Source organism: Variovorax sp. Soil_C_17 (genome assembly GCF_057657265.1).
The window spans coordinates 289,634-315,137 of sequence record NZ_JBDGIT010000002.1 but is presented as its reverse complement, the minus strand read 5'-3'; the positions used below and the strand labels follow the sequence as shown (position 1 = coordinate 315,137).

Below are 25,504 nucleotides of genomic sequence, written 5' to 3'. Positions count from 1 at the left end.
TCACCTGTCGATTTCGCCGAAGACGATGTCCATGGTGCCGATCACCGCGACCGCGTCGGCGATCATGTGGCCGCGCGACATTTCGTCGAGCGCTGCCAGGTGCGGGAAGCCGGGTGCACGGATCTTCAGGCGGTAGGGCTTGTTGGCGCCATCGCTCACGAGATAGATGCCGAACTCGCCCTTCGGGTGCTCCACGGCGGCATACGCCTCGCCCTCGGGCACGTGGAAGCCTTCGGTGAAGAGCTTGAAATGGTGGATCAGCTCCTCCATGTTCGCCTTCATCGATTCGCGCGCAGGTGCGGCCACCTTGTGGTTGTCGGTGATCACCGGGCCGGGGTTGGCACGCAGCCAGGCCGAGCACTGCTGGATGATCCGGTTGGCTTGGCGCATCTCCTCGACGCGCACCAGGTAACGGTCGTAGCAGTCGCCGGTCTTGCCGACCGGCACGTCGAATTCCATCTTGTCGTAGACGTCGTAGGGCTGCTTCTTGCGCAGATCCCATTCGACCCCGGAGCCGCGCAGCATCGGACCGGTGAAGCCCAGGTTGAGTGCGCGCTCGGGCGTGACCACGCCGATGCCCACGGTGCGCTGCTTCCAGATACGGTTGTCGGTGAGCAGCGTCTCGTACTCGTCGACCATCTTGGGGAAGCGCTTGCAGAAGTCGTCGACGAAATCGAGCATCGAGCCCTGGCGGTTCTCGTTGAGCTTCTCGATCGCCTTGGCGTTCTTGATCTTGCTGACCTTGTACTGCGGCATCGCGTCCGGCAGGTCGCGGTAGACGCCGCCCGGACGGAAGTAGGCCGCGTGCATGCGCGCGCCCGACACCGCCTCGTAGAGGTCGAACAGATCCTCGCGCTCGCGGAAGCAGTAGATGAGCATGTTCATCGCACCGCAGTCCAGGCCGTGTGCACCCAGCCACAGCAGATGGTTCAGCAGGCGCGTGATCTCGGCGAACATCACGCGGATGTACTGCGCTCGCACCGGCACCTCGAGGCCCAGCATGCGCTCGATGGCGAGGCAGTAGGCGTGCTCGTTGCTCATCATCGAAACGTAGTCCAGCCGGTCCATGTAGGGCAGCGACTGGATGTAGGTGCGGCTTTCGGCGAGCTTCTCGGTCGCGCGGTGCAAGAGGCCGATGTGCGGATCGGCGCGCTGGATCACCTCGCCGTCGAGCTCGAGCACCAGGCGCAGCACGCCGTGGGCTGCAGGGTGCTGGGGTCCGAAGTTCAGCGTGTAGTTCTTGATGTCGGCCATGTCGGTCTCAGTGCAATCCGCCGTAGTTGTCTTCGCGAATCACGCGCGGGGTGATCTCGCGCGGCTCGATCGAGACCGGCTGGTAGATCACGCGCTTCTGCTCCGCGTCGTAACGCATCTCGACGTGGCCGGAGACCGGGAAGTCCTTGCGGAAGGGATGGCCGATGAAGCCGTAGTCGGTCAGGATGCGGCGCAGGTCGTCGTGACCCTCGAACACGATGCCGTAAAGGTCGAAAGCCTCGCGCTCGAACCAGGTGGCTGCGTTCCAGATGCCGGTCAGCGAATCGACCACCGGCAGGTCTTCGTTGGGCACGAAGACCTTGAGGCGAACGCGCTGGTTGAGGCTCACGGACAGCAGATGGGAGACCACGCAGAAGCGCTCGCCTTCCCACTCGCCTTCGCGGTAGTCGGAGTAGTCCATGCCGCAGAGGTCGATCAGTTGCTCGAACCTGCAGCCGGGTGCATCGCGAAGCAGGCGCGCGGCTTCGAGGTAGTCGGCGGCAGGAACCACCACCGTCACCTCGCCGAGCGCGACGGTCACGCTCTTGGCCTTGGTGCCGAGCGTTTCGGTGATCTGAGTCTGCAGTGCCTCGGGAGAAATCGCAAAGTCGGTCATCGTCTCTCGCTTCTCAGGCACGCGCGATCGTGTTGGTGCGGCGAATCTTCTGCTGCAGCTGGATGATCCCGTAGAGCAGCGCCTCGGCCGTCGGCGGGCAGCCCGGCACGTAGACGTCCACCGGCACGATGCGATCGCAGCCGCGCACCACCGAGTAGCTGTAGTGGTAGTAGCCGCCGCCGTTGGCACAGGAGCCCATCGAGAGCACCCAGCGCGGCTCGGGCATCTGGTCGTAGACCTTGCGCAGGGCCGGCGCCATCTTGTTGCACAGCGTGCCGGCCACGATCATCAGATCGGACTGGCGCGGGCTCGGACGGAACAGCATGCCGAAGCGGTCGATGTCGTAACGCGCCGCGCCCGCATGCATCATTTCCACCGCGCAGCAGGCGAGGCCGAAGGTCATCGGCCAGAGCGATCCCGTCTTGGCCCAGTTCACCACCGAATCGTAGGTCGTGGTGACGAAGCCTTCCTTCATGACGCCTTCAATGGCCATCGTGGTTCCTTGTCATTCCCAATCGAGCGCACCCTTTTTCCATTCGTAGACGAAGCCCACGACGAGGATGGCGAGAAAAATCATCATGGCCCAGAAGCCGACCGGTCCGATCTGCTTGAGCGCAATCGCCCACGGGAAGAGAAAGGCGATCTCGAGGTCGAAAAGAATGAAGAGAATCGCCACGAGGTAATAGCGCACGTCGAACTTCATGCGCGCGTCTTCGAAGGCCTCGAAGCCGCATTCGTAGGGCGAGTTCTTCTGGGTGTCGGGCCGATTGGGGCCGAGGATGTAACCGAGAACCTGGGGCGCTACGCCAACACCCACTCCGACCAGGATGAACAACAGGACGGGGAGGTAGGAATCGAGGTTCATCGGGGTCTTTTACCGCTTAACGCCGACAGGAAGATGAAGCCTCCTGTCGGCGAGATTTGGTGCCGTCGGCGAGACTCGAACTCGCACAGCTTTCGCCACTACCCCCTCAAGATAGCGTGTCTACCAATTTCACCACGACGGCGGTGTTTGCATGTCCGGATGGCATGAGGAACCTGTGAGGTTTTGGCTTTCCGGACAGCTTTAGAGTTTACCCTGAAACGGAGCCGTTTTCTTTTGGTGACGCACTGAAAACGACAAGGAACATCGAGTCGCCATCCGTCCGGCCGAAAGACCTCGGCTTACTTGGTCGGGATCTGCGCGGCGCCCGAAGCCGGTGCGGCCGGTACAGGTGCACCCGAAGCTGGCGTGGCAGGCGCATTGCCGGTCGGAATCTGCGATGCCGGTCCCGATGCGGCCGGCGCGGGCGCCGGCGCCGGCGTGCCAACCACGGCTCGCTCGAGCAGGCTGCCGCCGCCGGTGGGACGCGAATGGCTGAAGTAGGCCAGCAGCAGCGTGCATGCAAAGAAGACTGCGGCGAGCACCCCGGTGGTGCGCGAGAGGAAGTTCGCGCTGCCGCTGGCGCCGAACAGGCTGCCCGCGCTGCCGCTGCCGAAGGCGGCGCCCATGTCGGCGCCCTTGCCGTGCTGGATCAGGATCAGCCCGATCATCGCGAGCGCTGCGAGCATCTGCACGCCCACGAGGATGTTGAGGACCACGTTCATTCGTTCTAACTCCTAAATTCGTTAGCGGCAGCGCTGTATCAGCCTGCCGCAGCAATGATCTGCAGAAAGTCGGGGGCCTTGAGGGAGGCGCCGCCGATCAGCCCGCCGTCGATGTCAGGCTGGGCCAGCAGCTCGGCCGCATTGGCAGCGTTCATGCTGCCGCCGTAGAGGATGCGGATGCCCGCCGCGTGCTCGTTCGCAGCGTGGTGCAGCTGCGCGCGCAGCAGCGCGTGCACCGACTGTGCCTGCTCGGGCGTCGCGGTCTTGCCGGTGCCGATGGCCCAGACGGGTTCGTAGGCGACCACGATCTCGCTGATGCAATGGCCATTGACATGGATCACGGCCGCCAACTGGCGCTTGACCACCTCCTCGGTGTGTCCCGCTTCGCGCTCGGCCAGCGTCTCGCCGACACACACGATCGGCGTGATGCCGTTTGCAAGTGCAGCGGCGGTCTTGGCCGCCACGAGCTCGTCGGTTTCGCCGTGGTACTGGCGGCGCTCCGAATGGCCCACGATCGCATAGCGCACGCCGAAATCCTTCAGCATCGCGGCCGACTGCTCGCCGGTGAACGCGCCCTGCGGCTGGGCGGACACGTCCTGCGCACCCAGCGCGATGGGCGATCCGGCGACCAGCGACTGCACCTGCGCCAGATATGGCGCCGGCACGCACACGGCGACTTCGCAGGCGGGCGCGCCCACGCCCAGCAGCAGCGCTTTTACCAGCGCCTCGTTGGCAACCAGGCTGCCGTTCATCTTCCAGTTGCCGGCGATGAGTTTCTTCTTCGTCGTCATGTTATTTCCGTCGTTCACCAGGTCAGCACGATCTTGCCGATGTGCTGGTTCGTTTCCATCAGCGCATGGGCCTGCGCGGCGCCGCTGGGCTCGCCGCCCGCCGCGAACGCGCTGTGGATCACGGGCTTGACGGCACCGCTCTCGAGCAGCGGCCACACCTTCTCGCGCAGGGACTTGGCGATCGCGCCCTTGAAGGCGATCGGCCGTGGCCGCAGCGTCGAGCCGGTGATGGTCAGCCGCCGGCGCAGCACCAGGCCCGCATTGAATTCGCTCTTGGTGCCGCCCTGCACCGCGATGATCACGAGCCGGCCATCCTCGGCCAGGCATTCGACCTCGCGCGGCGCATACGCGCCGGCCACCATGTCGAGGATGACGTCGACGCCCTTGCCGCCGGTCAGGCGCTTGGCCTCCTCGGCGAAGTCGGCGGTCTTGTAGTTGATCGCATGGTCGGCGCCGAGCTTTCTGCAGGCTTCGCACTTCTCGTCGCTGCCCGCGGTCGCGATCACCGTCGCCCCGAAGGCCTTGCCGAGCTGGATCGCGGTCACGCCGATGCCGCTCGTGCCACCCTGGATCAGCAGGGTCTCGCCCTTCTGCAGGCGGCCGCGGTCGAACACGTTGCTCCACACGGTGAAGAAGGTCTCGGGCAGCGAGGCCGCCTCGGCATCGCTCCAGCCCTTGGGCACCGGCAGGCACTGGACGACAGGGGCCACGCAGAGCTCGGCATAACCGCCGCCCGCAATCAACGCGCACACACGGTCGCCGACCGCGAAGCCGGCTTCCTTCATGGCCGCGGCATCGCCCGAGACGATCTCACCGGCGACCTCGAGGCCCGGGAGGTCCGAGGCGCCCGGCGGCACCGGGTAGTTGCCGGTGCGTTGCAGCACGTCGGGGCGGTTCACGCCGCTGGCGGCCACGCGGATCAGCACCTCGCCCGCACCGGCCACCGGCGCCGGCCGCTCGGCCTCGCGCAGCACCTCGGGTGCGCCGAAGGAAGTGATTTCAATGGCTTTCATGCTTTTCTCGGCTGAAAACACCCGCCCTCACGGGCGGACGCAGGGTTGAACGACGGCAAGGGCGTCCCCGCCCTCGCCTCTCAAGCCTGGCGGTCGCCGCCGTTGGGCTCGTGCGGACGCGAGTCCTGCTCGACCGCCAAGGCCTGCTCGCCCGCCGGCTCGGCGTTCTCGGCCCGCGGTGCGCGCTCGCCACGGGGCGGCCGATCGCCACGGTCGCCGCGGTCACGACGCTCGCCACGCTCCTCGCGCGGCGGACGCTCGCTGTACTCCATGCCGGCCGGACGCTCGGTCAGCGCTTTCATGGACAGCTTGACGCGGCCCTTGTCGTCGGTCTCGAGCACCTTGACCTTCACGATCTGGCCTTCGCTCAGGTAGTCGGTCACCTTCTCGACGCGCTCGTGCGCGATCTGGCTGATGTGCAGCAGGCCGTCCTTGCCGGGCAGCAGGTTGATCAGCGCGCCGAAGTCCAGGATCTTGGTGACCGGGCCTTCGTAGATCTTGCCGATCTCGACTTCCGCCGTGATCTGCTCGATGCGCTTCTTGGCCTCCTCGGCCTTGGCCGGATCGGTCGAGGCGATCGTGATGGTGCCGTCCTCGTCGATGTTGATCTGGGTGCCGGTCTCTTCAGTCAGCGCGCGGATCACCGAGCCGCCCTTGCCGATCACGTCGCGGATCTTCTCGGGATTGATCTTCATCGTGAACAGGCGCGGCGCGAAGCTGGACACCTCGGCCTTGGCCTCGCCCATCGCTTCCTGCATCTTGCCCAGGATGTGCATGCGCGCTTCTTTGGCCTGGGCCAGGGCGACCTGCATGATCTCCTTGGTGATGCCCTGGATCTTGATGTCCATCTGCAGCGCCGTGATGCCGTTGGTCGTGCCGGCCACCTTGAAGTCCATGTCGCCCAGGTGGTCCTCGTCGCCGAGGATGTCGGTCAGCACGGCGAAGCGGTTGTCTTCCTTGATCAGGCCCATGGCGATGCCGGCCACGTGCGCCTTCATCGGAACACCGGCATCCATCATCGAAAGGCAGCCGCCGCAGACCGAGGCCATCGACGAGGAGCCGTTCGACTCGGTGATCTCCGACACCACGCGGATGGTGTAGGGAAACTCTTCCTTGGTCGGCAGGCAAGCCACCAGGGCACGCTTGGCAAGCCGGCCATGACCGACTTCACGGCGCTTGGTGGAGCCCATGCGGCCCGTTTCGCCGGTCGCGAAGGGAGGCATGTTGTAGTGGAACAGGAAGCGGTCTTCGTACTCGCCGGCCAGCGCATCGATGCGCTGCGCGTCGCGCTCGGTGCCCAGCGTGGTCACCACCATCGCCTGCGTCTCGCCGCGCGTGAACAGGGCCGAGCCGTGGGTGCGGGGCAGCACGCCATTGCGGATCTCGATGGGGCGCACGGTGCGGGTGTCGCGGCCATCGATGCGCGGCTCGCCCGACAGGATCTGGCTGCGCACGATCTTCGACTCGATGGCGAACAGCAGGTCACTGACCTTGCCTGCGTCGAAAGCCTCGCCGCTTTCCTTGAGCGACTCCATCACGCTCGCGTTGGCTTCGCGCAGGGCCTGCGTACGGGCCTGCTTGCTGCGGATCTGGTAGGCGGCGCGCAGCTTTTCCTCGCCCAGGCCCGTGACCTTGGCGACGAGGGCCTCGTCCTCGGCCGGCGGCTGCCAGTCCCAAACCGGCTTGCCGGCTTCGCGCACCAATTCGTGGATGGCGTTGATCGCAATGGCCGATTGCTCATGGCCGAACACCACGCCGCCGAGCATGATTTCCTCGCTCAATTGCAGCGCTTCGGACTCGACCATCAGCACGGCCGCTTCGGTGCCGGCGACGACCAGATCCATCTGCGACTCCTTGCGCGCGGTCTGGCCCGGGTTCAGCACGTACTGGCCGTTGATATAGCCCACGCGCGCGGCACCGATCGGGCCGTTGAAGGGGATGCCGGAAATCGACAGCGCGGCGCTCACGCCGATCATGGCGGCGATGTCGGCATCGACTTCAGGGTTGAGCGAGAGCGTGTGGATCACCACGTGCACCTCGTTCAGGAAGCCCTCCGGGAACAGCGGGCGGATCGGGCGGTCGATCAGGCGCGAAGTCAGGGTCTCGAGCTCGCTGGGCTTGGCTTCGCGCTTGAAGAAGCTGCCGGGGATCTTGCCGGCGGCGTAGGTCTTCTCGATGTAGTCGACCGTCAGCGGAAAGAAGTCCTGGCCCGGCTTGGCGGACTTGGAGGCCACCACGGTCGCCAGCACGACGGTGCCGTCGATGTCGACCACGACGGCGCCGCTGGCCTGGCGGGCGATTTCGCCGGTTTCCATGACGACGGTCTTGTCGCCCCACTGGAAGGTCTTGGTGACTTTGTTGAAGAGGCTCATGTCTAGCTCCTGTTTCTTGTGGGCGGATCGGCCTGCGGCGGTCGCAGGTTCCGCGGGGATGGAGCGCTTTTCAGAACACGATGCCATTCCAGGGAAGCTCGGGGAGAACTCCATTGGAATGACACAGCTTCGCTCTGTACGGCACTCCTGGTTCGATTCGCGGAAGTAAAAAACGCCTGAGCTAGCGGACTAACCCAGGCGTTCCTTCATGCGAATCAGCTTACTTGCGCAGACCCAGCTTGGCGATCAGCGCGGTGTAACGGTCGGCGTCCTTCGACTTCAGATAGTCGAGCAGCTTGCGGCGGCGGCTCACCATGCGCAGCAGGCCGCGGCGACCGTGGTGGTCCTTGGCGTGCGTCTTGAAGTGCGGGGTGAGTTCGTTGATGCGGGCGGTCAGCAGTGCGACTTGCACTTCGGGGCTGCCGGTGTCGTTGGCGGCGCGGGCGTTGTCCTTGACAACTTCGGCCTTGATGGAGGCTGCGATCATGCGGTGTGTTTCCTGTTCCGGGATGTTTGACTTGCGGCCAGCGCTGGAACTGCACTTGCCGTGCGCCTTGCGGCATGCAAAGCCTTGGGATTATACATCGGCGACTCGAGCGGGCCCGTGGCCGGCCGACAGCCGGGCGGTGCGCCCCGAGTCCAGCGAGCCTGCGGCCGAGGCCGGCTGCAGCCCCTAGGCCCCTCGGCTTCTCAGCCCCCGGACTGCGCCGCCAGCCATCCCCTCAGCCGCTCCTCGCCCTGCACGAGCCGCTGCGGGTCCCGGGAGGCGAAGCACCAGCGCAGCCAGCCCTGCGCCTGCGGGGCGAAGGCGTTGCCGGGCGCGAGGCCGAGCCCGGCCTCGGCCACCAGGCGCTTGGCCAGCGCGAGCGAGTCGTCGAAGCCCTCCAGGCGGAAGAAGGCATACATGCCGCCGCGCGCCGGCGCGACCTGCACGCCGGGAAGCTCGGCCAGCAGAGGCACCAGGGTGTCACGGCAGGCCTTCAGGTGGGCGACCACGCGCGGCGTGATCTCCGCGCTGTGCGCCAGTGCCGCGATGCCCGCGCGCTGGGTGAACACGCTGGTGCAGGAGGTGTTGAATTCGATCAGCTTGCCCATGCCCTCCACCAATGAAGGCGGCAGGACCAGCCAGCCCAGGCGCCAGCCGGTCATGAGGAAGCTCTTGGAGAAGCTGTGGACCACGACGAGGCGGTCGTCCGGCGCCGACACGTCGAGGAAGCTCGGCGCGCATCCGCCGGGTGTCGGCTCAAAGTAAAGCCGCTCGTACACCTCGTCGGCCAGGATCCAGGTGCCGGTGCCCCTGCAATGGTCGAGGATCGCCTGCTGCTCGGCGCGCGTCAGCGTCCAGCCGGTCGGGTTGTTGGGCGCATTGATGACCAGCAGCTTCGTCGCCGCCGTCACGGCCGCGCGCAGCGCGTCGAGGTCGAGCGTCCACTGCCCGGCACGCGGTACCAACGACACGCTGCGCACGCGCGCCCCCAGAATCGCCGGCTGCGCCGTCAGGTTGGGCCACACCGGGGTAACCGCCACCACCTCGTCCCCGGCATCGACCAGCGCCTGCACCGCCAGCATCAGGGCGCTCACGCCCCCCGAGGTGATGGCGATGCGCGCGGCGTCGACGGCGGGGTGCAGCCCGCTCATGTAGCGAGCGACGGCCTCGCGCAGCTCCGGCAGCCCGAGGTTGTGGGCATAGAAGGTTTCACCTTGTTGCAGCGATTCGATGGCCGCCTGGCGGATCGGCTCCGGCGTCACTTCGTCGCCTTCGCCGAACCAGAAGGCCAGCACGTCGGCACGGCCCATGCCGGCATTGGCGACCTCGCGGATCTTGGAGGCTTCGAGGTTATGGATGGCTTCGCGCATCTTGGGCTTTTCCTTGTTCGGGGTTCATGGACGCTGCATCTTGCAGCTGGTGGGCATTTCGGCACGCTCGGCTGGAATGGTGCGCACCACGCGGAAACCATAGCCCGACCCCTCGACGTCGAACTTGACGCCGGGGCTGCCCTGCCGGTCCATCACGCCGACCACCAGGGACTGCTGGAACTGGTGATCGGCGGCGCGCATGCGGCCGCTCTGTCCGGCCAGGCTGAGCTCGGCCTTCTCGAGCGCCCGGGCGACGGCCACGGTTTCGGTGCTGCCGGCACGCTCCAGGGCCTGCGCCAGCGCCTCGACCAGCAGTTGCATCCGCATGTGCACGTAGTCGTCGGCCGGCTTGGGGAAGCGGTCGCGAAAGGCCCGATAGAAGCTCTCCGACTCGCGCGTCTGCACATTGGGCAGCCAGTCGGCCACCGCGACGACGCGTCCGATGCCGGCGTCGCCGATGGCCGCCGGCGCGCCGAGCGCATTGCCATAGAAGGTATAGAAGCTACCGTTGAAGCCCGCCTCGCGCGCCGCTTTCACCAGCAGCGTGAGGTCGTTGCCCCAGTTGCCCGTGACCACGGCCTGCGCCCCGCTCGCAAGGATCTTGTTCGCGTAGGGAGCGAAGTCCTTCACGCGGCCCATCGGGTGCAGTTCCTCGCCGACGATCTGCACATCGGGCCGCAACGCCGCCAGCTGGCGCTTGGACTCGCGCAGCACCGACTGGCCGAAGCTGTAGTCCTGGCCGATGAGATAGGCGCGCTTCAGCCCGGCGTCGTTCTTCATCACATCCATGAGTGCGGTGACGCGCATGTCGGCATGGGCGTCGAAGCGGAAGTGCCAGAAGCTGCAACGCTCGTTGGTGAGCACCGGGTCCACCGCCGAGTAATTGAGGAAGAGCACGCGCCGGGAAAGATCGCGCTCGTTGTTCTTCTCGATGGCGTCCAACAGCGCCGCAGCCGTGGCCGAGGAGTTGCCCTGGAGCACGATGCGCGCACCGTCGTCGATCGCAGCGCGCAGCGCCGAAAGGGCTTCCTCGTTCTGGCCTTTGCTGTCGTAGCGGTCCAGTTGCAGAAAGCGCGCACCGCCCGGCAGCCTGATGCCGCCGCGCGCATTCACGCGCTCCACCGCCCACAGCAGGTTGCGGAACACCGCTTCTCCGGTGTTGGCGAATGGCCCGCTCATGCTCTCGACCAGCGCCAGCCGGATCGGGCTCGCGGGCTGCGCGTGTACCGCGGGCACCGCCGCCGCGCATAGCGTCGCGGCCGCGAATTTCAAGGCCCTGCGGCGGCAAATAAAGCTGGAATGACTCATCTTGAAACGCTTGGGGCCGCGCCTAGATGAGACGGCAAGCGGCGCTCTGTTGAAAGGCCGCGCAGTGTAAGGGACACACCTTCTTGTCCCCATTGTGTTCATTCAGGAGTCCTCCCATGTTTTTCGAACCCGCCCTCCGCGCCACCCGCTTCGCCCCGCGCGCCTACGACCGCAGCTTCGAGCGCTTCGTCAACGACGCGTTCTCCGCAACGCGCCGGTCGCTCAACGTCGAGCAGGACGACAAGAGCTGGACCGTCACCCTCGACGTCCCGGGCTTCGCGCGTGAAGACCTCACGATCGGCATCGAAGGTGCCATCGTGCGCATCGAGAGCAAGGCCGACGCCAAGCGCCAGTTCAAGGCGGCCTACGAGCTGCCGCAGGACATCGACGTCGCAGCCAGCGAAGCCAAGCTCGAGCACGGCGTCCTGACCCTGAAGCTCGGCAAGCTGGTTCCGATCAGCAATGTGTCCCAGCTGACGATCAACTGATCGGACACCAAGGTGTTGCAGAAACACTGAAGGCGCAAGAAGCTGAAGGGGGCTGGTAACTTTTTGTTGCCGGCCTTTTTCGTTCCTGGACACAAAATGTGTTTGAAAACGTCACATTTGTGGCGTTTTCCAATGCTTTCTTCCTCGTTTTGAGCGAGTGGTCCGCTCGACTTGCATACGCGGCAAGAGGTCACACGCGCTTGATGAAGCAACCATGAAAACGCACCTGAAACCTGCCTGTAACGAATCTCGCTCGGACACCCTGCTCGTCTTCCTGCCGGGCGCTTTCCTGAAGCCTGAAGAGTTCGAGCGCGAAGGTTTCATCAGCGCAGTCCGGGAGCGTGACCTGGCGGCCGACGCCCTCCTCGTCGATGCCGACGTCTCCTACTACTACGACCAGACCTTCATCGAGCGGCTGCACCACGACATCCTCCAGCCGCAGCGGGCCCTGGGCTACAAGTCGCTCTGGCTGATCGGCATCTCGATCGGCGGCTTCGGCGCCCTCATTCACGAACTGGCCAAGCCCGGCGCCGTCGACGGCATCGTGGCGCTGGCGCCCTATCTGGGACGTCGCCCGCTCGGCGCCGAGATCCACAAGGCCGGCGGCCTGCGCGCCTGGAAAGCCCCCGAAGGTCCGCCGCCGGACCAGGAGGTCGACCGCAAGCTCTGGCCCTGGCTGCAGCAGTACGCCGCCGCCAAGCCTGCCACGGGGCTGCCCCCGCTGTACCTGGGCTTCGGACTGGCCGACCGCTTCGCGTCCAACCACCGCCTGCTGGCCGAGGCGCTGCCGGCCGGTCGCGTGTTCACGACGGAAGGCGGCCACGATTGGCCGCAGTGGTCGCAGCTCTGGCGCAAGATGCTCGACGTGCTGCCGTTGCCCGCGCGCAGCGGCCGCAAGGGCGCGCTCAGCCGAACTGCGGCTCCGGCGCATCCAGCGACGCCAGTGGCCATCGCGGCTTGACGTCGAAGGCATAGCGATCCGTCGCGGCCTGCAGGCCGGACTGCAGCCGCATGGCGGCGGCCATCGCGATCATCGCGCCGTTGTCGGTGCACAAATGCAGCTCGGGGTAGTGCACCCGAACCCCGCGCTTGGCGCAGGCCGCGTCCAGCTGCGTGCGCAGCTCGCGATTGGCGCCCACGCCACCGGCGACCACCAGGCGCTTCAGACCGCTCTGCTCGAGGGCGCCAAGCGACTTCTTCAGCAGCACGTCGACGATCGCCGCCTGGGTCGAGGCCGCGAGATCGGCCTTGCGCGACGCCAGCTCATCGCCGAGCTTGCGCGCCTGCGTCAGCACCGCCGTCTTGAGCCCCGCAAAGGAGAAATCGAGGTCGCCGCTGTGCAGCAGCGGCCGCGGCAGCTTGAAGGCGGCGGCATCGCCTTGCTCCGCCAGCTTTGCAAGCCAGGGGCCGCCGGGATAGGGCAGGCCCATCAGCTTGGCGCTTTTGTCGAAGGCTTCGCCGGCTGCGTCGTCGATGGTCTCGCCCAGCAGCTGGTAGCGCCCCACCCCGTCCACCCGCATCAACTGCGTGTGGCCGCCGGAGACGAGCAGCGCCACGAAGGGAAATTCCGGTGGGTCGGCACTGAGGAAGGGCGACAGCAGATGGCCCTCGAGGTGATGCACGCCCAGCACCGGCTTGCCCAGGGCGGCCGCCAGGGCGCAGGCCACGCCCGCGCCCACCAGCAGAGCGCCGGCCAGTCCCGGCCCGCGCGTGTAGGCGACGACGTCGATGTCGGCCAGCCCATGGCCAGCCTCGGACAGCACCTGCTGCGCCAGCGGCAGCACGCGCCGGATGTGGTCGCGGCTCGCCAGCTCCGGCACCACGCCGCCATAGGCCTGGTGCATCGCGATCTGGCTGTGGAGCGCATGGGCGGCCAGGCGCGGCAGCCCGGTGGCGCCCGACTCGACCAGGGCCACGCCGGTCTCGTCGCAGGACGATTCGATTCCCAATACAAGCATGCGACGAGTGTAGGGGCGCGGATGTGCCGAGGCACGATTGTTGCTGCATGTCCTTCGGATGGGCCACCGGCCCGCCGCCCCGCCCCACACCACGATGAAATCCGGACTGAGTTTCCTGATCGCCGCGCTGCGTTGCGAGATCGACGAACTCGATCAGCTCGCGCGCACCAGTGCGCTCGTCGGCACCATCGGCGGCCTGGTCCACGCCCTGCAGCGCGAGCGTGGCCTCTCGAACGTGCTGCTGGCGTCGGGCGGGCGGCGCTTCGCGGCGCAGCGTGAAGCGCAGATCGCCGTTTGCCTGCGCGCGGAAGCATCCGTGCGCAACACCTTCGACCAGCTCGACACCGAGGCGGTGCGCATCGGCAACGGCGCGCGCCTCTTCAGCCGCATCGCCTGGGTCCTGCCCGGCCTGGACGCCCTGCCCGAGCTGCGCCGCCGCATCGGCGCGATGGAGCTGTCGGCCGCCGAAGCCACGGCCGCCTTCGTCAAGCTGGTCGCGGGGCTGCTGGCCGTGGTGTTCGAGGCCGCGGACGGTGCCACCGATCCGGAGATCTCGCGCCTCCTCGTGGCCATGTTCAATTTCATGCAGGGCAAGGAGTTCGCGGGCCAGGAACGCGCCTGCGGCGCGGCGGCCTTCGCCTCCGGCCGCAACGACGGCGCGCGCCAGCAGCAATGGGTGCATCTGATCGAGTCGCAGGAGCGCTGCTTCCAGGTCTTCGCCGACTTCTCGGGCCCGGCGCTGCGCGAGCTCTGGCGCAACAACCAGTCCGCCCCGCAGTTGGCCGAGCAGGAACGCCTGCGGCGCATCGCCTGCGCGGCGCCGGCGGGCGTGAACCTGGACGCCGAGCTGAGCCAGGTCTGGTTCGACTGCTGCTCCCGCCGCATCGATGCGATGCAAGGCATCGAGGAGCGCCTGGCCGCCGACCTGCGCCTGATCTGCGAGCAGAAAACGGCGCGCGCCCGTGCCGAGCTGCAGGCCCACGAATCGCTGTTCGCCGAGCTGGCGGTCGAGCCCCTCCAGGAGGCGGCCGCCTTCTTCGACGAGTTGCCTCCTGCCGAGGGGGACGGCAGCACGCCGCGCGCCCTGGCCGCGGCCGCTCCCATCGGCCGCCAGCTGGAACGCTCGGTGCTCGAAATGGTGCAGGAACAGTCGCACCGGCTTCAGGCCATGAGCGACGAGCTCGAGACCGTCCGCGCCGCACTCAACGAGCGCAAGCTGGTGGAGCGCGCCAAGGGCCTCCTGATGGCGCACCGCCGGCTCAGCGAAGAGGAAGCCCACAAGATGCTGCGCCGGACCGCGATGAGCCAGGGCCGGCGGCTGGTCGAGGTGGCCGAATCGGTGCTCTCGATGGCGGAGTACCTGCCGAGCGATCCCGTGCGCTGAGCATCCCGGTCTGAATTGGTGCGCCGCACAACATGGGTGCCAGCAGAAGACTTGCAAAGGACCTGCCGCGCCTGCCTTTGCAGGCCGGCCGCTCGCGCTACTGATTCGATAGCAACCCAAGGCGCGAGCTCACTGGCACGCGCCTTGCTTTGAAGAGCTTGCATCAGGCTCGCAAGGGCCTACAGGCAGGCGGCATCCAACGGCGGGTGCGGGCCACCACAACCGGACAAAGGCGTCCCCATTCCGCAAGGGCTCGTTCACGAGCGGCCCCCTGCGTGGTGCGGGCGCCTTTTTGCTTTTTGCCTTCTCGTCTTTTCACCTTCGGAGTGCGTCCCATGAACGATCTGCTGAAACCGAAACTGAGCCGTCGCCGCGTCCTGCAGGCCGCCGCCGTTGGCGCCGTCGGGCTCGACCCCGCGCTGCGCGCCGCCGTCTGGGCCCAGGGCTCCGACAAGCCCGAGAAGGAGGAAGTCAAGATCGGCTTCATCCCGCTGACCGACTGCGCCAGCGTCGTCATGGCCTCGGTGCTGGGCATCGACAAGAAGTACGGCGTGAAGATCGTGCCGAGCAAGGAAGCCAGCTGGGCCGGCGTGCGCGACAAGCTGGTCAACGGCGAGCTCGACTTCGCCCACGTGCTCTACGGCTTGGTCTACGGCGTGCACCTGGGCACGGCCGGCCCCAAGAAGGACATGGCCATCCTGATGACGCTCAACAACAACGGCCAGGCGATCACGCTGTCGAAGAAGCTGGCCGACAAGGGCGCGGTCGACGGCGCCTCGCTGGCCAAGGTCATGCGCGCCGAGAAGGGCGAATACACCTTCGCGCACACCTTCCCGACCGGCACCCACGCGATGTGGCTTTACTACTGGATGGCGGCCAACGGCATCAATCCCTTGAAGGATGCCAAAGTCATCACCGTGCCGCCGCCGCAGATGGTCGCCAACATGCGCGTGGGCAACATGGACGGCTATTGCGTCGGCGAGCCCTGGGGCCAGCGCGCGATCATGGATGGCATCGGCATCACGGCCGTGACCACGCAGGACATCTGGAAGGACCACCCGGAAAAGGTGCTGGGCACCACCTCGGATTTCGTCAAGAAATACCCCAACACCGCGCGTGCGGTGACGGCCGCGATTCTCGAAGCCGGCAAGTGGATCGACACCGGCCTGCAGAACAAGAACAAGATGGCCGAGACCATCGCCGACAAGAGCTACGTCAACACCAGCGTGGACGCGATCAACCAGCGCATCCTGGGCCGCTACACGAACGGCCTCGGCAAGAACTGGGACGACCCCAACCACATGAAGTTCTACAACGACGGGGCGGCGACCTTCCCCTACCTGTCCGACGGCATGTGGTTCCTCACGCAGCACAAGCGCTGGGGCCTGCTGAAGGAGCACCCCGACTACCTCAAGGTGGCCACCGAAATCAACCGCGTCGATGTCTACAAGCAGGCCGCGGCGGCCAGCAAGACTCCGGTGCCCAAGGACCTGCTGCGCACCAGCAAGCTGATCGACGGCGTGGTGTGGGACGGGAAGAACCCCAAGCAGTACGCCGATTCCTTCAAGCTGAATGTCTGAGGAGAACCCCATGGTCAGTGCCGTCTTTCACTCCCCCCTCGAAGCCGTTTCCGGGCGTGTCGCCGCACCCGCGAAGAGCGTCGCGCCGGCGCCTGTGGCGGCGGCAGCGTCCGTGCAGCAGGCGCCCGAGCCCATCCCGCGCACGCCGCGCGACTTCAGCTGGATCTGGTCGCGCCTGCTGCCGCCGATCCTGGGCTTCGCATTGCTGGTCCTGATCTGGGAGCTGGTCGCATTGAAGAGCACCAACGGCTTCCCCTCGCCGGGCACCGTCTGGCAGCAGGCGCTGACCGTGTTCAGCGACCCCTTCTACAGCAAGGGCCCGAACGACCAGGGCGTGGGCTGGAACGTGCTCTCCTCGCTGCAGCGCGTGGCGCTGGGCTTCGGGCTCGCGGCGGCGGTCGGCATTCCGGCCGGCTTCGCGATCGGTCGCTTCAGCTTCCTCGCGCGCATGTTCAATCCGCTGATCAGCCTGCTGCGCCCGGTCTCGCCGCTGGCCTGGCTGCCGATCGGCCTGCTGGTCTTCAAGGGCGCCAACCCGGCCGCCATCTGGACCATCTTCATCTGCTCGATCTGGCCCATGATCATCAACACCGCGGTGGGCGTGCAGCGCGTGCCCAGCGACTACATGAACGTGGCGCGGGTGCTCAATCTTTCCGAGTGGAAGATCCTCACCAAGATCCTGTTCCCCGCCGTGCTGCCCTACATGCTGACCGGCGTTCGCCTGGCGGTCGGCACCGCCTGGCTGGTGATCGTCGCGGCCGAGATGCTGACCGGCGGCGTCGGCATCGGCTTCTGGGTCTGGGACGAATGGAACAACCTCAACGTCGCCAACATCATCATCGCGATCTTCGTGATCGGCATCGTCGGGCTGGTGCTCGAGTTCGCCCTGATCCGGATCGCCACGGCATTCACATTCGAAGAGGTGAAGGCATGACCTTGCAACAAGCTCAGGACGATCGGTCCACCATGAAATACATCCAGATCGAGGGGGTGGAGCAGCGCTTCAAGACGCCCAAGGGCAGCTTCCTGGCACTGCGCGACATCGACCTGCACGTTGCCAAGGGCGAGTTCATCACGCTGATCGGGCACTCGGGCTGCGGCAAGTCGACGCTGCTGAACCTGATCGCCGGGCTGAGCACGCCCACCCAAGGTGCGCTGCTGTGCGCCAACCGCGAGATCACGGGCCCTGGCCCGGAGCGCGCCGTGGTGTTCCAGAACCACTCGCTGCTGCCCTGGCTCAGCTGCTACGAGAACGTCTACCTCGCGGTGGAGCGCGTGTTCTCGGCCACCGAGAACAGGGCGCAGCTCAAGGCGCGCACCGAAGCGGCGCTGGCGCTGGTCGGCCTCACGCCCGCGGCACAGAAACGCCCCGGCGAGATCTCGGGCGGCATGAAGCAGCGCGTGGGCATCGCCCGCGCCCTGTCGATGGAACCCAAGGTGCTGCTGATGGACGAGCCCTTCGGCGCGCTCGACGCGCTCACCCGCGCCAAGCTGCAGGACGAACTGCTGGCCATCGTCGCGAAGACGCGCAGCACGGTGGTCATGGTCACGCACGACGTGGATGAAGCGGTGCTCTTATCCGACCGCATCGTGATGCTCACCAACGGCCCCGCCGCCACCATCGGTGAGGTGCTGGCGGTGGACCTGCCGCGCCCGCGCGACCGCGTGGCGCTGGCGGAAGACCCGGTCTACGTCCACGCCCGCAAAGCCGTGATCGACTTCCTCTACACGCGGCAAGCGCACGTGGAGAAGGCGGCGGCCTGACCCGCACTGCCGACCGCCGGACACCGGCTCAGGACATGATGACCTGCAGACTGTGTTCGTACGAGGCGGTGAGCCGGTCGAAGGTATCGGCGAGCACCTCCGTGGCGCGCACCAGGTCGGCGCGTCCCTCGGCCCGGTCGGCCTGGCGCACGCCACGCACCAGCCGCAGCCACTCGTCGCGCGCGCCGCTGAGCGCCGCGCGGATCTCGGGCGAGCTCAGCGGCGCACGTTCCAGCTCCAGCAGCGAGGCCTCGAAGGCGTCCATCGTCGACGCCAATCGGGCGCTCCATGCGCCCTCCGGCAGCATCGAGGCGAGCAGCGCGTCCTTGGCCAGGCGCTGCGCCCGCATGCGTTGCCGGCCGCAGAGATTGACGATGCGCAGCGCTCGCCGGCCGGCCGAGGACTCCAGCACGTCCGTCAGCGCCTCGGCGGCGTTCAGCAAGGCCTCGGCACTGGCATCGATGACGGTCAGCGCCGCAGGTCCGGGCCGCGCCGCCAGCGCGGCATCCAGGGCCTCCCAGGCCGAGCGCACCGCGCCCAGCGCCTGCGTGCTGGTCGCATCCAGCGGGAGGCCGGCGAGATGAGCGAGGTTGTCCTTGACCCGTGTGACCGACTCGCTGCGCAGCGTGCGGCTGCGGCGCGCATCCACGCCCGCCAGCCCCTGTGCCGCCAGGCGCACCAGCCGCTGCGAGAGCATGCGCAGCTGGCCGGCGCGGTTGATGGCCTCGGCCCACTGCGCGGCCTCGACAACCGAACGCGAGAGCTCGCCGACGCGCAAGTTGGCATGCATCGCCGCGCCCCGCAAGAGCCCGAAGGCGGCGTCCTCGCCGATGCCGCGTGCCGTCATCAGAAGTCCCTTGGCGCGGTCCACCCACTTGCGCTCGTCCAGGTGCGCGAGCGATCGCGCCAGCGTGTCGCGCAGCGCCGCCTCGCGCTGCCAGCGCGCCTGCGCACGCGCGAGCACGGCGCGCAGGGTGGACGCATCCAGGCTGTCGGCGCACGACCAGGCTTGTACGCCCAGCGCGACGAGTTCTTCATGCACCTGCGGCGGCAGTGGCTTGCTGGCCACGACGACCGACAGCGGCGGCGCGCCGGCCCAGGCCCGCAGCGCGGCCTGCAGGTCGGGGATCGATGCCGGCTGGTGGACCAGCACCTGCTGCGGCGCGAGCAAGGCAGCCTCCTGCACCATCGTGTCGCAGGTGGCCCATCCGATGGCTGCCGCATCGGCGTCCGCCAGGAGCTGACGCAGGGCTTCGGGCGGCGCATCGGCAGCCAGGTCGGGCAAAACGAGCAGGAGTCGATTCATGGGAGGTACAGCTTTTCGGGCGATCGCAGCATAGCGGGCCGGCGGCTGGCACGCGAATTGCGTGATCCACGTCGTGGTGTAACGAAGCACCGCTTTGGTGAAGTTCCCGGCCGGTGCGCCGGGCCGGGTCCCGGCAGGGGCTCCATCACCGCCAGTCCCTCCAGCCGGTTCCCGGCGGGACACCCCCCTTTCATCGCCCATCCACGCGGCCGCGCCACGGCCGAGCGGGTGCCTTTCGCACAGCCATCGCCACTGCAACGCCATGTCCAGCTTCAAGTCCTTCCTGCGCTCCGGGCACGCACCCACCCTCTTCGCGGCATTTTTCTACTTCATGTTCTCGTGCTGCATCTGGGTGCTGAACGGCGCGATGGCGCCCTTCATCAGCGAGACCTTCCAGCTCACCCCCGCGCAGAAGGGACTGATGCTGTCGATTCCGATCATCGCGGGCGCGCTGATGCGATTCCCGCTGGGCATCCTGTCGCAGTACATCGGCCGCAAGAACGCCACGCTGGTGGAGATGGGCCTGATCGCGGTGGCGATGCTGTTCGGCTTCTTCATGGTGCACAGCTTCAACGACCTGCTGGCGATGGGCGTGCTGCTGGGCATCGCCGGCGCCAGCTTCGGCGTGGCCCTGTCGCTGGGCTCGGGCTCCTTCCCGCCGCAGAACAAGGGCCTGGCGATGGGCCTGGTGGGCGCGGGCAACGTGGGCACGGCGCTGTCGGTGCTGGTCGCGCCGCCGCTGGCGCAGTGGCTCGGCTGGCAGGCCGTCTACGGTGTGGCGGCGGTGGCCATCCTGGTCCCGATGGCGGTGATGGCGCTCTTCGCGCAGGAGCCGCCGGACGTCGACAGCCACGCCAGCCTGCGCGAGCACATGGCCTGCCTGTTCGAGAAGGACGGCTGGGCCTTCAGCCTGATCTACGGCATCACCTTCGGCGGCTTCATCGGCCTCATCACCTTCCTGCCTTCCTACTACTACGACCAGTTCGGCGTGAGCAAGGTGCAGGCGGGGCAGCTGACGATGCTGGCGGCCTTCATGGGCGCCGCGGTGCGCGTGATGGGCGGCTGGATCTCCGACCGCTGGGGCGGCGTCAACACGCTGACGCTGGTGCTGGGGGTGTCGGCCGTCACGCTGGCGCTGATCGGCTTCACGTCGAGCTCGCTCGCGCTGACCACCCTGCTGCTGATCGTCTGCTTCGCTGCGCTGGGTGCGGGCAACGGCGCGCTGTTCCAGCTGGTTCCGCTGCGCTGGCCCACCACCACGGCGGTGGCCGGCTCGATGATCGGCGAGATCGGCGCCCTGGGCGGCGGTTTGGTGCCCAATGCGATGGGCCTGTCGAAGCAATACCTCGGCAGCTACACCTGGGGATTCGTGCTGTTCGCGGTGCTCGCCCTCGTGATGCTGGGCGTGATGCGGGTCATGCAGATCCGCTGGACGCGCACCTGGGCGGAAAAAGGCGGACGCGCGCGCACGGCGCCGCACGCCGCGAACCACGAGGCCGATCGGCCCGTGCGCCCCATGCGCCGCAGCGCAGGACGGTCATGACCATGCCCCGCCCCCGCCCCCTCTCGCGCTCAGCGCGGCAGGAACAGCAGCCAGTAGACGAGCAGCGCGTTGAAGAGCAGCGACGCGGCCAGCCCGAGCTTCCACAGCAGGGCCGGGTCGCGTCGTGCGAGCGGCGTGGCGGCCGGCGCGCCGACCGGGCGGGCGGCGCCACGCTCCAGCGCGAGCAGCATCTCCTCGGCAGTCTCGAAGCGCTGCCGCTGGTCGCGCGCCACCGCCTTGCGCACCAGGTGGTCGAGCCACATCGGCACGTCGGGGCGAATGCGCGACAGGGCAACCGGGTCGCGCCGGTAGCGCGCGCCCTGGTAGGGCTCGATCTCGCCGTAGGGCAGGCGCCCGCACAGCCATTGGTACAACACCACGCCCAGCGCGAACAGGTCGCTGCCCGCATCGGGCAAGGCGCCCTCCCACTGTTCCGGATTCATGAAGCTGGGCGTGCCGGCGTGCAGCTCGCGCTGCGCCGCGCCTTCGCGGCCGGACAGCGCCACGCCCAGGTCGAGGATGCGCCAGTGCCCGTCCTCGCCCAGGTGCAGGTTGCCGGGCTTGATGTCCCGGTGCACCACGCCGTGGCGGTGCAGCCGGCCCAGCGCCTTGCAGATCTGCGTCGCGGCCTCGACCACCTGCGCGACGCTCGGGCGGGCGCCCGCGCGCAGCATCTGCTCGATGGTGCGGCCGCCATGCCAGTCGAACACGGTGTAGAGCGCGCTGGCGTCGTCGCCGCGCTCGTGCACGCGCACGAAGCCGGGCTCGCCGCGCGCGCCCACCCGCAGGCCCAGCCAGGCCTCGTGCGCGAGCATGGCGCGTTCCTCGGGGTCGCTGGCGCGCGAAGGGTGCAGCGTCTTGATCGCCACCAGCGCGCGGGTCTGTGCATCGCGGGCCTGGTACAGCCGGTGCACGCCGGTGTCGGCGACCAGCGCGGTGATGGCGTAGCCGTCCAGCACATCGCCCACCTTCAGCGCAACGGGCGGCGCCAGGCGGCGCGCATCGCCCAGCTCGTCGTGCAGCTGGCGCGCGTCCAGGCCCAGCACGCGAATGACCAGGGCCGTGGCGTTGTCGCGGGTGCCGGCGGCGATCGCGGCGTCGACCAGCGCATCGCTGGCCTGCTGCGCGCCGGCGGCCAGCGCGATCTCGGCGACGCGCGCCGGCTTCAGCACGCCATGCACCCCGTCGGTGCTGAGCACGAAGCAGTCGCCCACCCGCAGCTCGCCCTGCAGGTAGTCGACGCGCACGTGATCGTCGAGGCCCACGGCGCGCGTCAGGCGGCTGCGCAGGTCCGGATGGTCCAGCGCGTGGTCGACGGTCAGCGGCGTGGCCGCGCCCTCGCCCCGGCGCACGCGCCAGGCGCGCGTGTCGCCCACGTGGGCCAGCGTGTAGCTCTGGCCGTGCAGGGCCAGCGCCGTGAGCGTGGTCATGGCGCCGTCGTGGCGGCGGCGCCGGTTGTGGTCGGCCAGCCAGGCGTTCTGGGCGGCGATCAGGCGGTCCATGGCCACCGTCGGCTCCCAGGTGTCCGGCGTCGCGAAGTAATCGCCCAGCAAGCCGATGACCGTGGTCTGCGCCGCCTCCAGTCCGTGGCCGCCGGAAGAGACGCCGTCGGCGATCGCCGCGATCAGGCCGCGCGACTCCTCCCCGCGGGGCGCATGCACCGCACCGGCGAAGTCCTCGTTCTGCGGGCGCGGCCCGCGATGGCTGCTGTAGCCGATTTCAACCTCGAAGCTCATGGCGCGGCATTGTCCATGCAAGCCACGAGTTCCTCCTTTGCTTGAGTCCAGAAAGGTCCACCCCATGAAGAAGATGAAACTCGTGATGGTCGGCAACGGCATGGCCGGCGTGCGCACGATCGAGGAGCTGCTCAAGATCGAGCCCGAGCTCTACGACATCACCGTCTTCGGCGCCGAGCCGCATCCCAACTACAACCGCATCCTCCTGTCGCCGGTGCTGGCCGGCGAGCAGACGGTGGACGAGATCATTCTCAACAGCTGGGAGTGGTACGCCGAGAACAACATCACCCTGCACGCCGGCAAGAAGGTGGTGGAGGTCGACCGCGTCAAGCGCATCGTGCGCGCCGAGGACGGCACCGAGGCCGAGTACGACCGGCTGCTGATGTGCACCGGCTCCAATCCCTTCATGCTGCCGGTGCCCGGCAAGGACCTGAAGGGCGTGATCGCCTACCGCGACATCGCCGACACCGACTACATGATCGAGACCGCCAGGACGCACAAGAATGCGGTCGTCATCGGCGGCGGCCTGCTGGGCCTGGAAGCCGCCAACGGCCTGATGCTGCGCGGCATGAACGTGACCGTGGTGCACGTCATGCCCTGGCTGATGGAGCGCCAGCTCGACGACGTGGCGGGCAAGCTGCTGCAGAAGTCGCTGGAGGACCGCGGCCTGAAGTTCCTGATCGGCGCGCAGACGCAGGAGCTGGTGGGCAGCGAGGACGGCCGCGTGAAGGCCATCCGCTTCAAGGACGGCACCGAAACCGCCGCCGACCTGGTGGTGATGGCGGTGGGCATCCGCCCGAACGTAGACCTGGCACAGAAGATGCGGCTGCACTGCGACCGCGGCATCGTGGTCAACGACACCATGCAGACCGTGACCGACGCACGCATCTACTCGGTGGGCGAATGCGCCGCGCACCGCGGCATCGCCTACGGCCTCGTCGCGCCGCTGTTCGAGCAGGCCAAGGTGGCGGCCAACCACCTGGCGCACTTCGGCATCGGCCGCTACTCGGGCTCGCTCACCTCCACCAAGCTCAAGGTGACGGGCATCGACCTGTTCTCCGCCGGCGACTTCATGGGCGGCGACGGCTGCGAGGAGATCGTGATGAGCGATCCCTTCGGCGGCGTCTACAAGAAGCTGGTGATCAAGGACGACAAGCTGATCGGCGCCTGCCTCTACGGCGACACGGTGGACGGCAGCTGGTACTTCAAGCTGCTGCGCGACGGCCGCAGCGTGCACGACATCCGCGACAAGCTGATGTTCGGCGAGTCGAACATCGGCGACACCGGCCACGAGGGCCACAACAAGGCGGCGAGCATGCCCGACGATGCCGAGGTCTGCGGCTGCAACGGCGTCAACAAGGGCACCATCTGCAAGGCGATCAAGGACAAGGGCCTGTTCACGCTGGAAGAAGTCAAGAAGCACACCAAGGCCAGCGCCTCCTGCGGCTCCTGCACCGGTCTGGTCGAGCAGATCCTGATGTTCACCGCCGGCGGCGACTACTCGGCCACGCCGAAGAAGAAGGCCATCTGCGGCTGCACCGATGCCAGCCACCAGGACGTGCGCGACGCCATCCGCAAGGAGCACTGGCTCGGCCACGCGGAGGTCTACCGCGGCATGGGCTGGCGCACGCCCAACGGCTGCTCCACCTGCCGGCCCGCCATCAACTACTACCTGATCTCGACCTGGCCCAAGGAGGCCAAGGACGATCCGCAGAGCCGCTTCATCAACGAGCGCAGCCACGCCAACATCCAGAAGGACGGCACCTATTCGGTGATCCCGCGCATGTGGGGCGGCCACACCACGCCCGATGAACTGCGGCGCATCGCCGACGCGGCCGACAAGTACAAGATCCCGACCGTCAAGGTCACCGGCGGCCAGCGCATCGACCTGCTGGGCGTGAAGAAGGAGGACCTGGCCAACGTCTGGAAGGACATCGGCATGCCCTCGGGCTTTGCCTACGCCAAGTCGCTGCGCACGGTGAAGACCTGCGTGGGCAGCGAATGGTGCCGCTTCGGAACCCAGGACTCGACCCAGATGGGCAAGGACCTGGAGCGCGCGCTGTGGGCCATGTACTCGCCGCACAAGGTCAAGCTCGCCGTCTCGGGCTGCCCGCGCAACTGCGCCGAGGCCGGCATCAAGGACGTCGGCGTGATCGGCGTCGACTCGGGCTGGGAGATCTACGTGGGCGGCAACGGCGGCATCAAGACGGAGGTGGCGCAGTTCCTGTTCAAGGCCAAGACCGCCGAGGAGGTGATGGAGTATTCGGGCGCCTTCCTGCAGCTCTACCGCGAGGAAGGCTGGTATCTCGAGCGCACGGTCCACTACATCGGGCGCGTCGGCCTGGACTACGTGAAGAAGAAGATCCTCGAGGACGCCGAGGGCCGCAAGGCCCTGTGGGAGCGGCTGCAGTTCGCGCTCGACGGCGAACCCGATCCGTGGTTCGAGTCCAGCCAGGCCTCGGTCGACGTGCGCCAGTTCACGCCCGTCGCCGTCGTCGACACCGCCACCCAAGCCGCCTGAAAGGACCACGACCATGAGTGAATGGAAAGCCATCTGCCGCGTCGACGACATCCCCGTGCTGGGCGCGCGCCGCGTGGCGCGCAGCGAGGGCCTCGATGTCGCGGTGTTCCGCAACGCCGAGAACCAGGTGTTCGCCTTGCTCGACCGCTGCCCGCACAAGGGCGGCCCGCTGTCGCAGGGCATCGTGTTCGGCACCAGCGTGGCCTGCCCGCTGCACAACTGGGCGATCGGGCTGGACGACGGCTGCGCCAAGGCGCCGGACGAGGGATGCACGCCGCGCTTCGCGGTCAAGGTGGTCGAGGAGGTGGTGCACCTGGATGCGAACGAGCTCGCCACGCACGCGATCGACCTGCCGCGTCCGGTCGCCGGCCCGGCGCGGCACATTGCCTTGTCCCCGCTCCCCCTGGGAGAGGGCTAGGGTGAGGG

General features: G+C 67.6%; 22 protein-coding genes, 1 tRNA gene and 1 pseudogene. 9 read left to right on the top strand and 15 right to left on the bottom strand.

The window, feature by feature from the left end; all coding sequences use genetic code 11:
* The 12 genes and pseudogenes from AC3A6Y_RS10140 to AC3A6Y_RS10085 all read right to left on the bottom strand — a co-directional run bounded on the left by AC3A6Y_RS10140 (position 1) and on the right by AC3A6Y_RS10085 (position 10,798).
* Entirely contained in the window at positions 1-1,254 is a 1,254-nt protein-coding gene (locus tag AC3A6Y_RS10140; protein ID WP_487868095.1) for an NADH-quinone oxidoreductase subunit D, read from the bottom strand.
* 7 nt (positions 1,255-1,261) lie between these two features.
* Positions 1,262-1,870, bottom strand: a complete 609-nt coding sequence (locus AC3A6Y_RS10135) for an NADH-quinone oxidoreductase subunit C (protein WP_487868094.1) — start codon at positions 1,868-1,870, stop codon at positions 1,262-1,264.
* A 13-nt stretch (positions 1,871-1,883) separates the two neighbouring features.
* Positions 1,884-2,363: a NuoB/complex I 20 kDa subunit family protein gene (locus AC3A6Y_RS10130; protein ID WP_021008163.1), complete on the bottom strand. Its 480-nt coding sequence runs from the start codon at positions 2,361-2,363 to the stop codon at positions 1,884-1,886.
* 12 nt (positions 2,364-2,375) lie between these two features.
* The gene (locus AC3A6Y_RS10125) at positions 2,376-2,735 is read right to left on the bottom strand and encodes an NADH-quinone oxidoreductase subunit A (RefSeq protein WP_106554210.1); all 360 of its coding nucleotides are present in this window, start codon (positions 2,733-2,735) and stop codon (positions 2,376-2,378) included.
* Between the two features lie 57 nt (positions 2,736-2,792).
* Positions 2,793-2,877: transfer RNA gene (locus tag AC3A6Y_RS10120), tRNA-Leu, on the bottom strand.
* A gap of 157 nt (positions 2,878-3,034) precedes the next feature.
* A complete protein-coding gene (gene secG / locus AC3A6Y_RS10115; protein WP_487868093.1) occupies positions 3,035-3,457 on the bottom strand; it encodes a preprotein translocase subunit SecG in 423 nt (140 codons plus the stop codon).
* 38 nt (positions 3,458-3,495) lie between these two features.
* A complete protein-coding gene (gene tpiA / locus AC3A6Y_RS10110) occupies positions 3,496-4,248 on the bottom strand; it encodes a triose-phosphate isomerase (RefSeq protein ID WP_487868092.1) in 753 nt (250 codons plus the stop codon).
* A 14-nt stretch (positions 4,249-4,262) separates the two neighbouring features.
* Entirely contained in the window at positions 4,263-5,261 is a 999-nt protein-coding gene (locus tag AC3A6Y_RS10105; protein WP_487868091.1) for an NAD(P)H-quinone oxidoreductase, read from the bottom strand.
* A gap of 80 nt (positions 5,262-5,341) precedes the next feature.
* Positions 5,342-7,633 (bottom strand): polyribonucleotide nucleotidyltransferase, encoded by a 2,292-nt coding sequence (pnp, locus tag AC3A6Y_RS10100; protein ID WP_487868090.1) that lies wholly within the window; start codon positions 7,631-7,633, stop codon positions 5,342-5,344.
* Positions 7,634-7,853: 220 nt separating this feature from the next.
* Positions 7,854-8,120, bottom strand: a complete 267-nt coding sequence (gene rpsO, locus AC3A6Y_RS10095; protein ID WP_007837783.1) for a 30S ribosomal protein S15 — start codon at positions 8,118-8,120, stop codon at positions 7,854-7,856.
* 203 nt (positions 8,121-8,323) lie between these two features.
* A pseudogene (locus tag AC3A6Y_RS10090) lies at positions 8,324-9,496 on the bottom strand (pyridoxal phosphate-dependent aminotransferase); the annotation flags it as partial.
* An 18-nt stretch (positions 9,497-9,514) separates the two neighbouring features.
* Positions 9,515-10,798 carry a branched-chain amino acid ABC transporter substrate-binding protein gene (locus tag AC3A6Y_RS10085; protein ID WP_487868089.1) on the bottom strand — a complete coding sequence of 428 codons (1,284 nt, stop codon included), beginning with the start codon at positions 10,796-10,798 and terminating at the stop codon, positions 9,515-9,517.
* 116 nt (positions 10,799-10,914) lie between these two features.
* On the opposite strand from AC3A6Y_RS10085, the gene AC3A6Y_RS10080 reads away from it, so the two are divergent.
* Both AC3A6Y_RS10080 and AC3A6Y_RS10075 read left to right on the top strand, forming a co-directional pair.
* On the top strand, positions 10,915-11,286 hold the full coding sequence (locus AC3A6Y_RS10080) for an Hsp20/alpha crystallin family protein (protein ID WP_487868088.1): 372 nt from the start codon (positions 10,915-10,917) through the stop codon (positions 11,284-11,286).
* A 214-nt stretch (positions 11,287-11,500) separates the two neighbouring features.
* Positions 11,501-12,247, top strand: a complete 747-nt coding sequence (locus AC3A6Y_RS10075; protein ID WP_487868087.1) for an alpha/beta hydrolase — start codon at positions 11,501-11,503, stop codon at positions 12,245-12,247.
* Here AC3A6Y_RS10075 and tsaD read toward each other — a convergent pair.
* Positions 12,192-13,244: a tRNA (adenosine(37)-N6)-threonylcarbamoyltransferase complex transferase subunit TsaD gene (gene tsaD, locus AC3A6Y_RS10070; RefSeq protein ID WP_487868086.1), complete on the bottom strand. Its 1,053-nt coding sequence runs from the start codon at positions 13,242-13,244 to the stop codon at positions 12,192-12,194. The genes AC3A6Y_RS10075 and tsaD overlap by 56 nt on opposite strands.
* A 94-nt stretch (positions 13,245-13,338) precedes the next feature.
* Between tsaD and AC3A6Y_RS10065 the strand changes: the two genes are divergently transcribed.
* The 4 genes from AC3A6Y_RS10065 to AC3A6Y_RS10050 all read left to right on the top strand — a co-directional run bounded on the left by AC3A6Y_RS10065 (position 13,339) and on the right by AC3A6Y_RS10050 (position 17,972).
* Complete coding sequence (locus tag AC3A6Y_RS10065) at positions 13,339-14,628, top strand: nitrate- and nitrite sensing domain-containing protein (protein ID WP_487868085.1); 1,290 nt, start codon at positions 13,339-13,341, stop codon at positions 14,626-14,628.
* Positions 14,629-14,963: 335 nt separating this feature from the next.
* Positions 14,964-16,208, top strand: coding sequence for a CmpA/NrtA family ABC transporter substrate-binding protein (locus AC3A6Y_RS10060; RefSeq protein WP_487868084.1), 1,245 nt, complete (start codon positions 14,964-14,966; stop codon positions 16,206-16,208).
* A gap of 10 nt (positions 16,209-16,218) precedes the next feature.
* On the top strand, positions 16,219-17,142 hold the full coding sequence (gene ntrB, locus AC3A6Y_RS10055; RefSeq protein WP_487868083.1) for a nitrate ABC transporter permease: 924 nt from the start codon (positions 16,219-16,221) through the stop codon (positions 17,140-17,142).
* A complete protein-coding gene (locus tag AC3A6Y_RS10050; RefSeq protein WP_487868082.1) occupies positions 17,139-17,972 on the top strand; it encodes an ABC transporter ATP-binding protein in 834 nt (277 codons plus the stop codon). The genes ntrB and AC3A6Y_RS10050 overlap by 4 nt, the downstream gene beginning before the upstream one ends.
* Positions 17,973-18,000: 28 nt before the next feature.
* Here the strand turns inward: AC3A6Y_RS10050 and AC3A6Y_RS10045 are convergent, their stop codons facing one another.
* Positions 18,001-19,278 (bottom strand): ANTAR domain-containing response regulator, encoded by a 1,278-nt coding sequence (locus AC3A6Y_RS10045; RefSeq protein ID WP_487868081.1) that lies wholly within the window; start codon positions 19,276-19,278, stop codon positions 18,001-18,003.
* Positions 19,279-19,540: 262 nt separating this feature from the next.
* Here AC3A6Y_RS10045 and AC3A6Y_RS10040 point away from each other — a divergent pair, with 262 nt between their 5' ends.
* Positions 19,541-20,821, top strand: a complete 1,281-nt coding sequence (locus AC3A6Y_RS10040; RefSeq protein ID WP_487868080.1) for an MFS transporter — start codon at positions 19,541-19,543, stop codon at positions 20,819-20,821.
* Positions 20,822-20,850: 29 nt separating this feature from the next.
* Here the strand turns inward: AC3A6Y_RS10040 and AC3A6Y_RS10035 are convergent, their stop codons facing one another.
* On the bottom strand, positions 20,851-22,557 hold the full coding sequence (locus AC3A6Y_RS10035; RefSeq protein ID WP_487868079.1) for a bifunctional protein-serine/threonine kinase/phosphatase: 1,707 nt from the start codon (positions 22,555-22,557) through the stop codon (positions 20,851-20,853).
* 64 nt (positions 22,558-22,621) lie between these two features.
* Between AC3A6Y_RS10035 and nirB the strand changes: the two genes are divergently transcribed.
* Entirely contained in the window at positions 22,622-25,078 is a 2,457-nt protein-coding gene (gene nirB, locus AC3A6Y_RS10030; protein ID WP_487868078.1) for a nitrite reductase large subunit NirB, read from the top strand.
* A gap of 13 nt (positions 25,079-25,091) precedes the next feature.
* On the top strand, positions 25,092-25,496 hold the full coding sequence (nirD, locus tag AC3A6Y_RS10025; protein ID WP_487868077.1) for a nitrite reductase small subunit NirD: 405 nt from the start codon (positions 25,092-25,094) through the stop codon (positions 25,494-25,496).
* Positions 25,497-25,504: the final 8 nt, after the last annotated feature.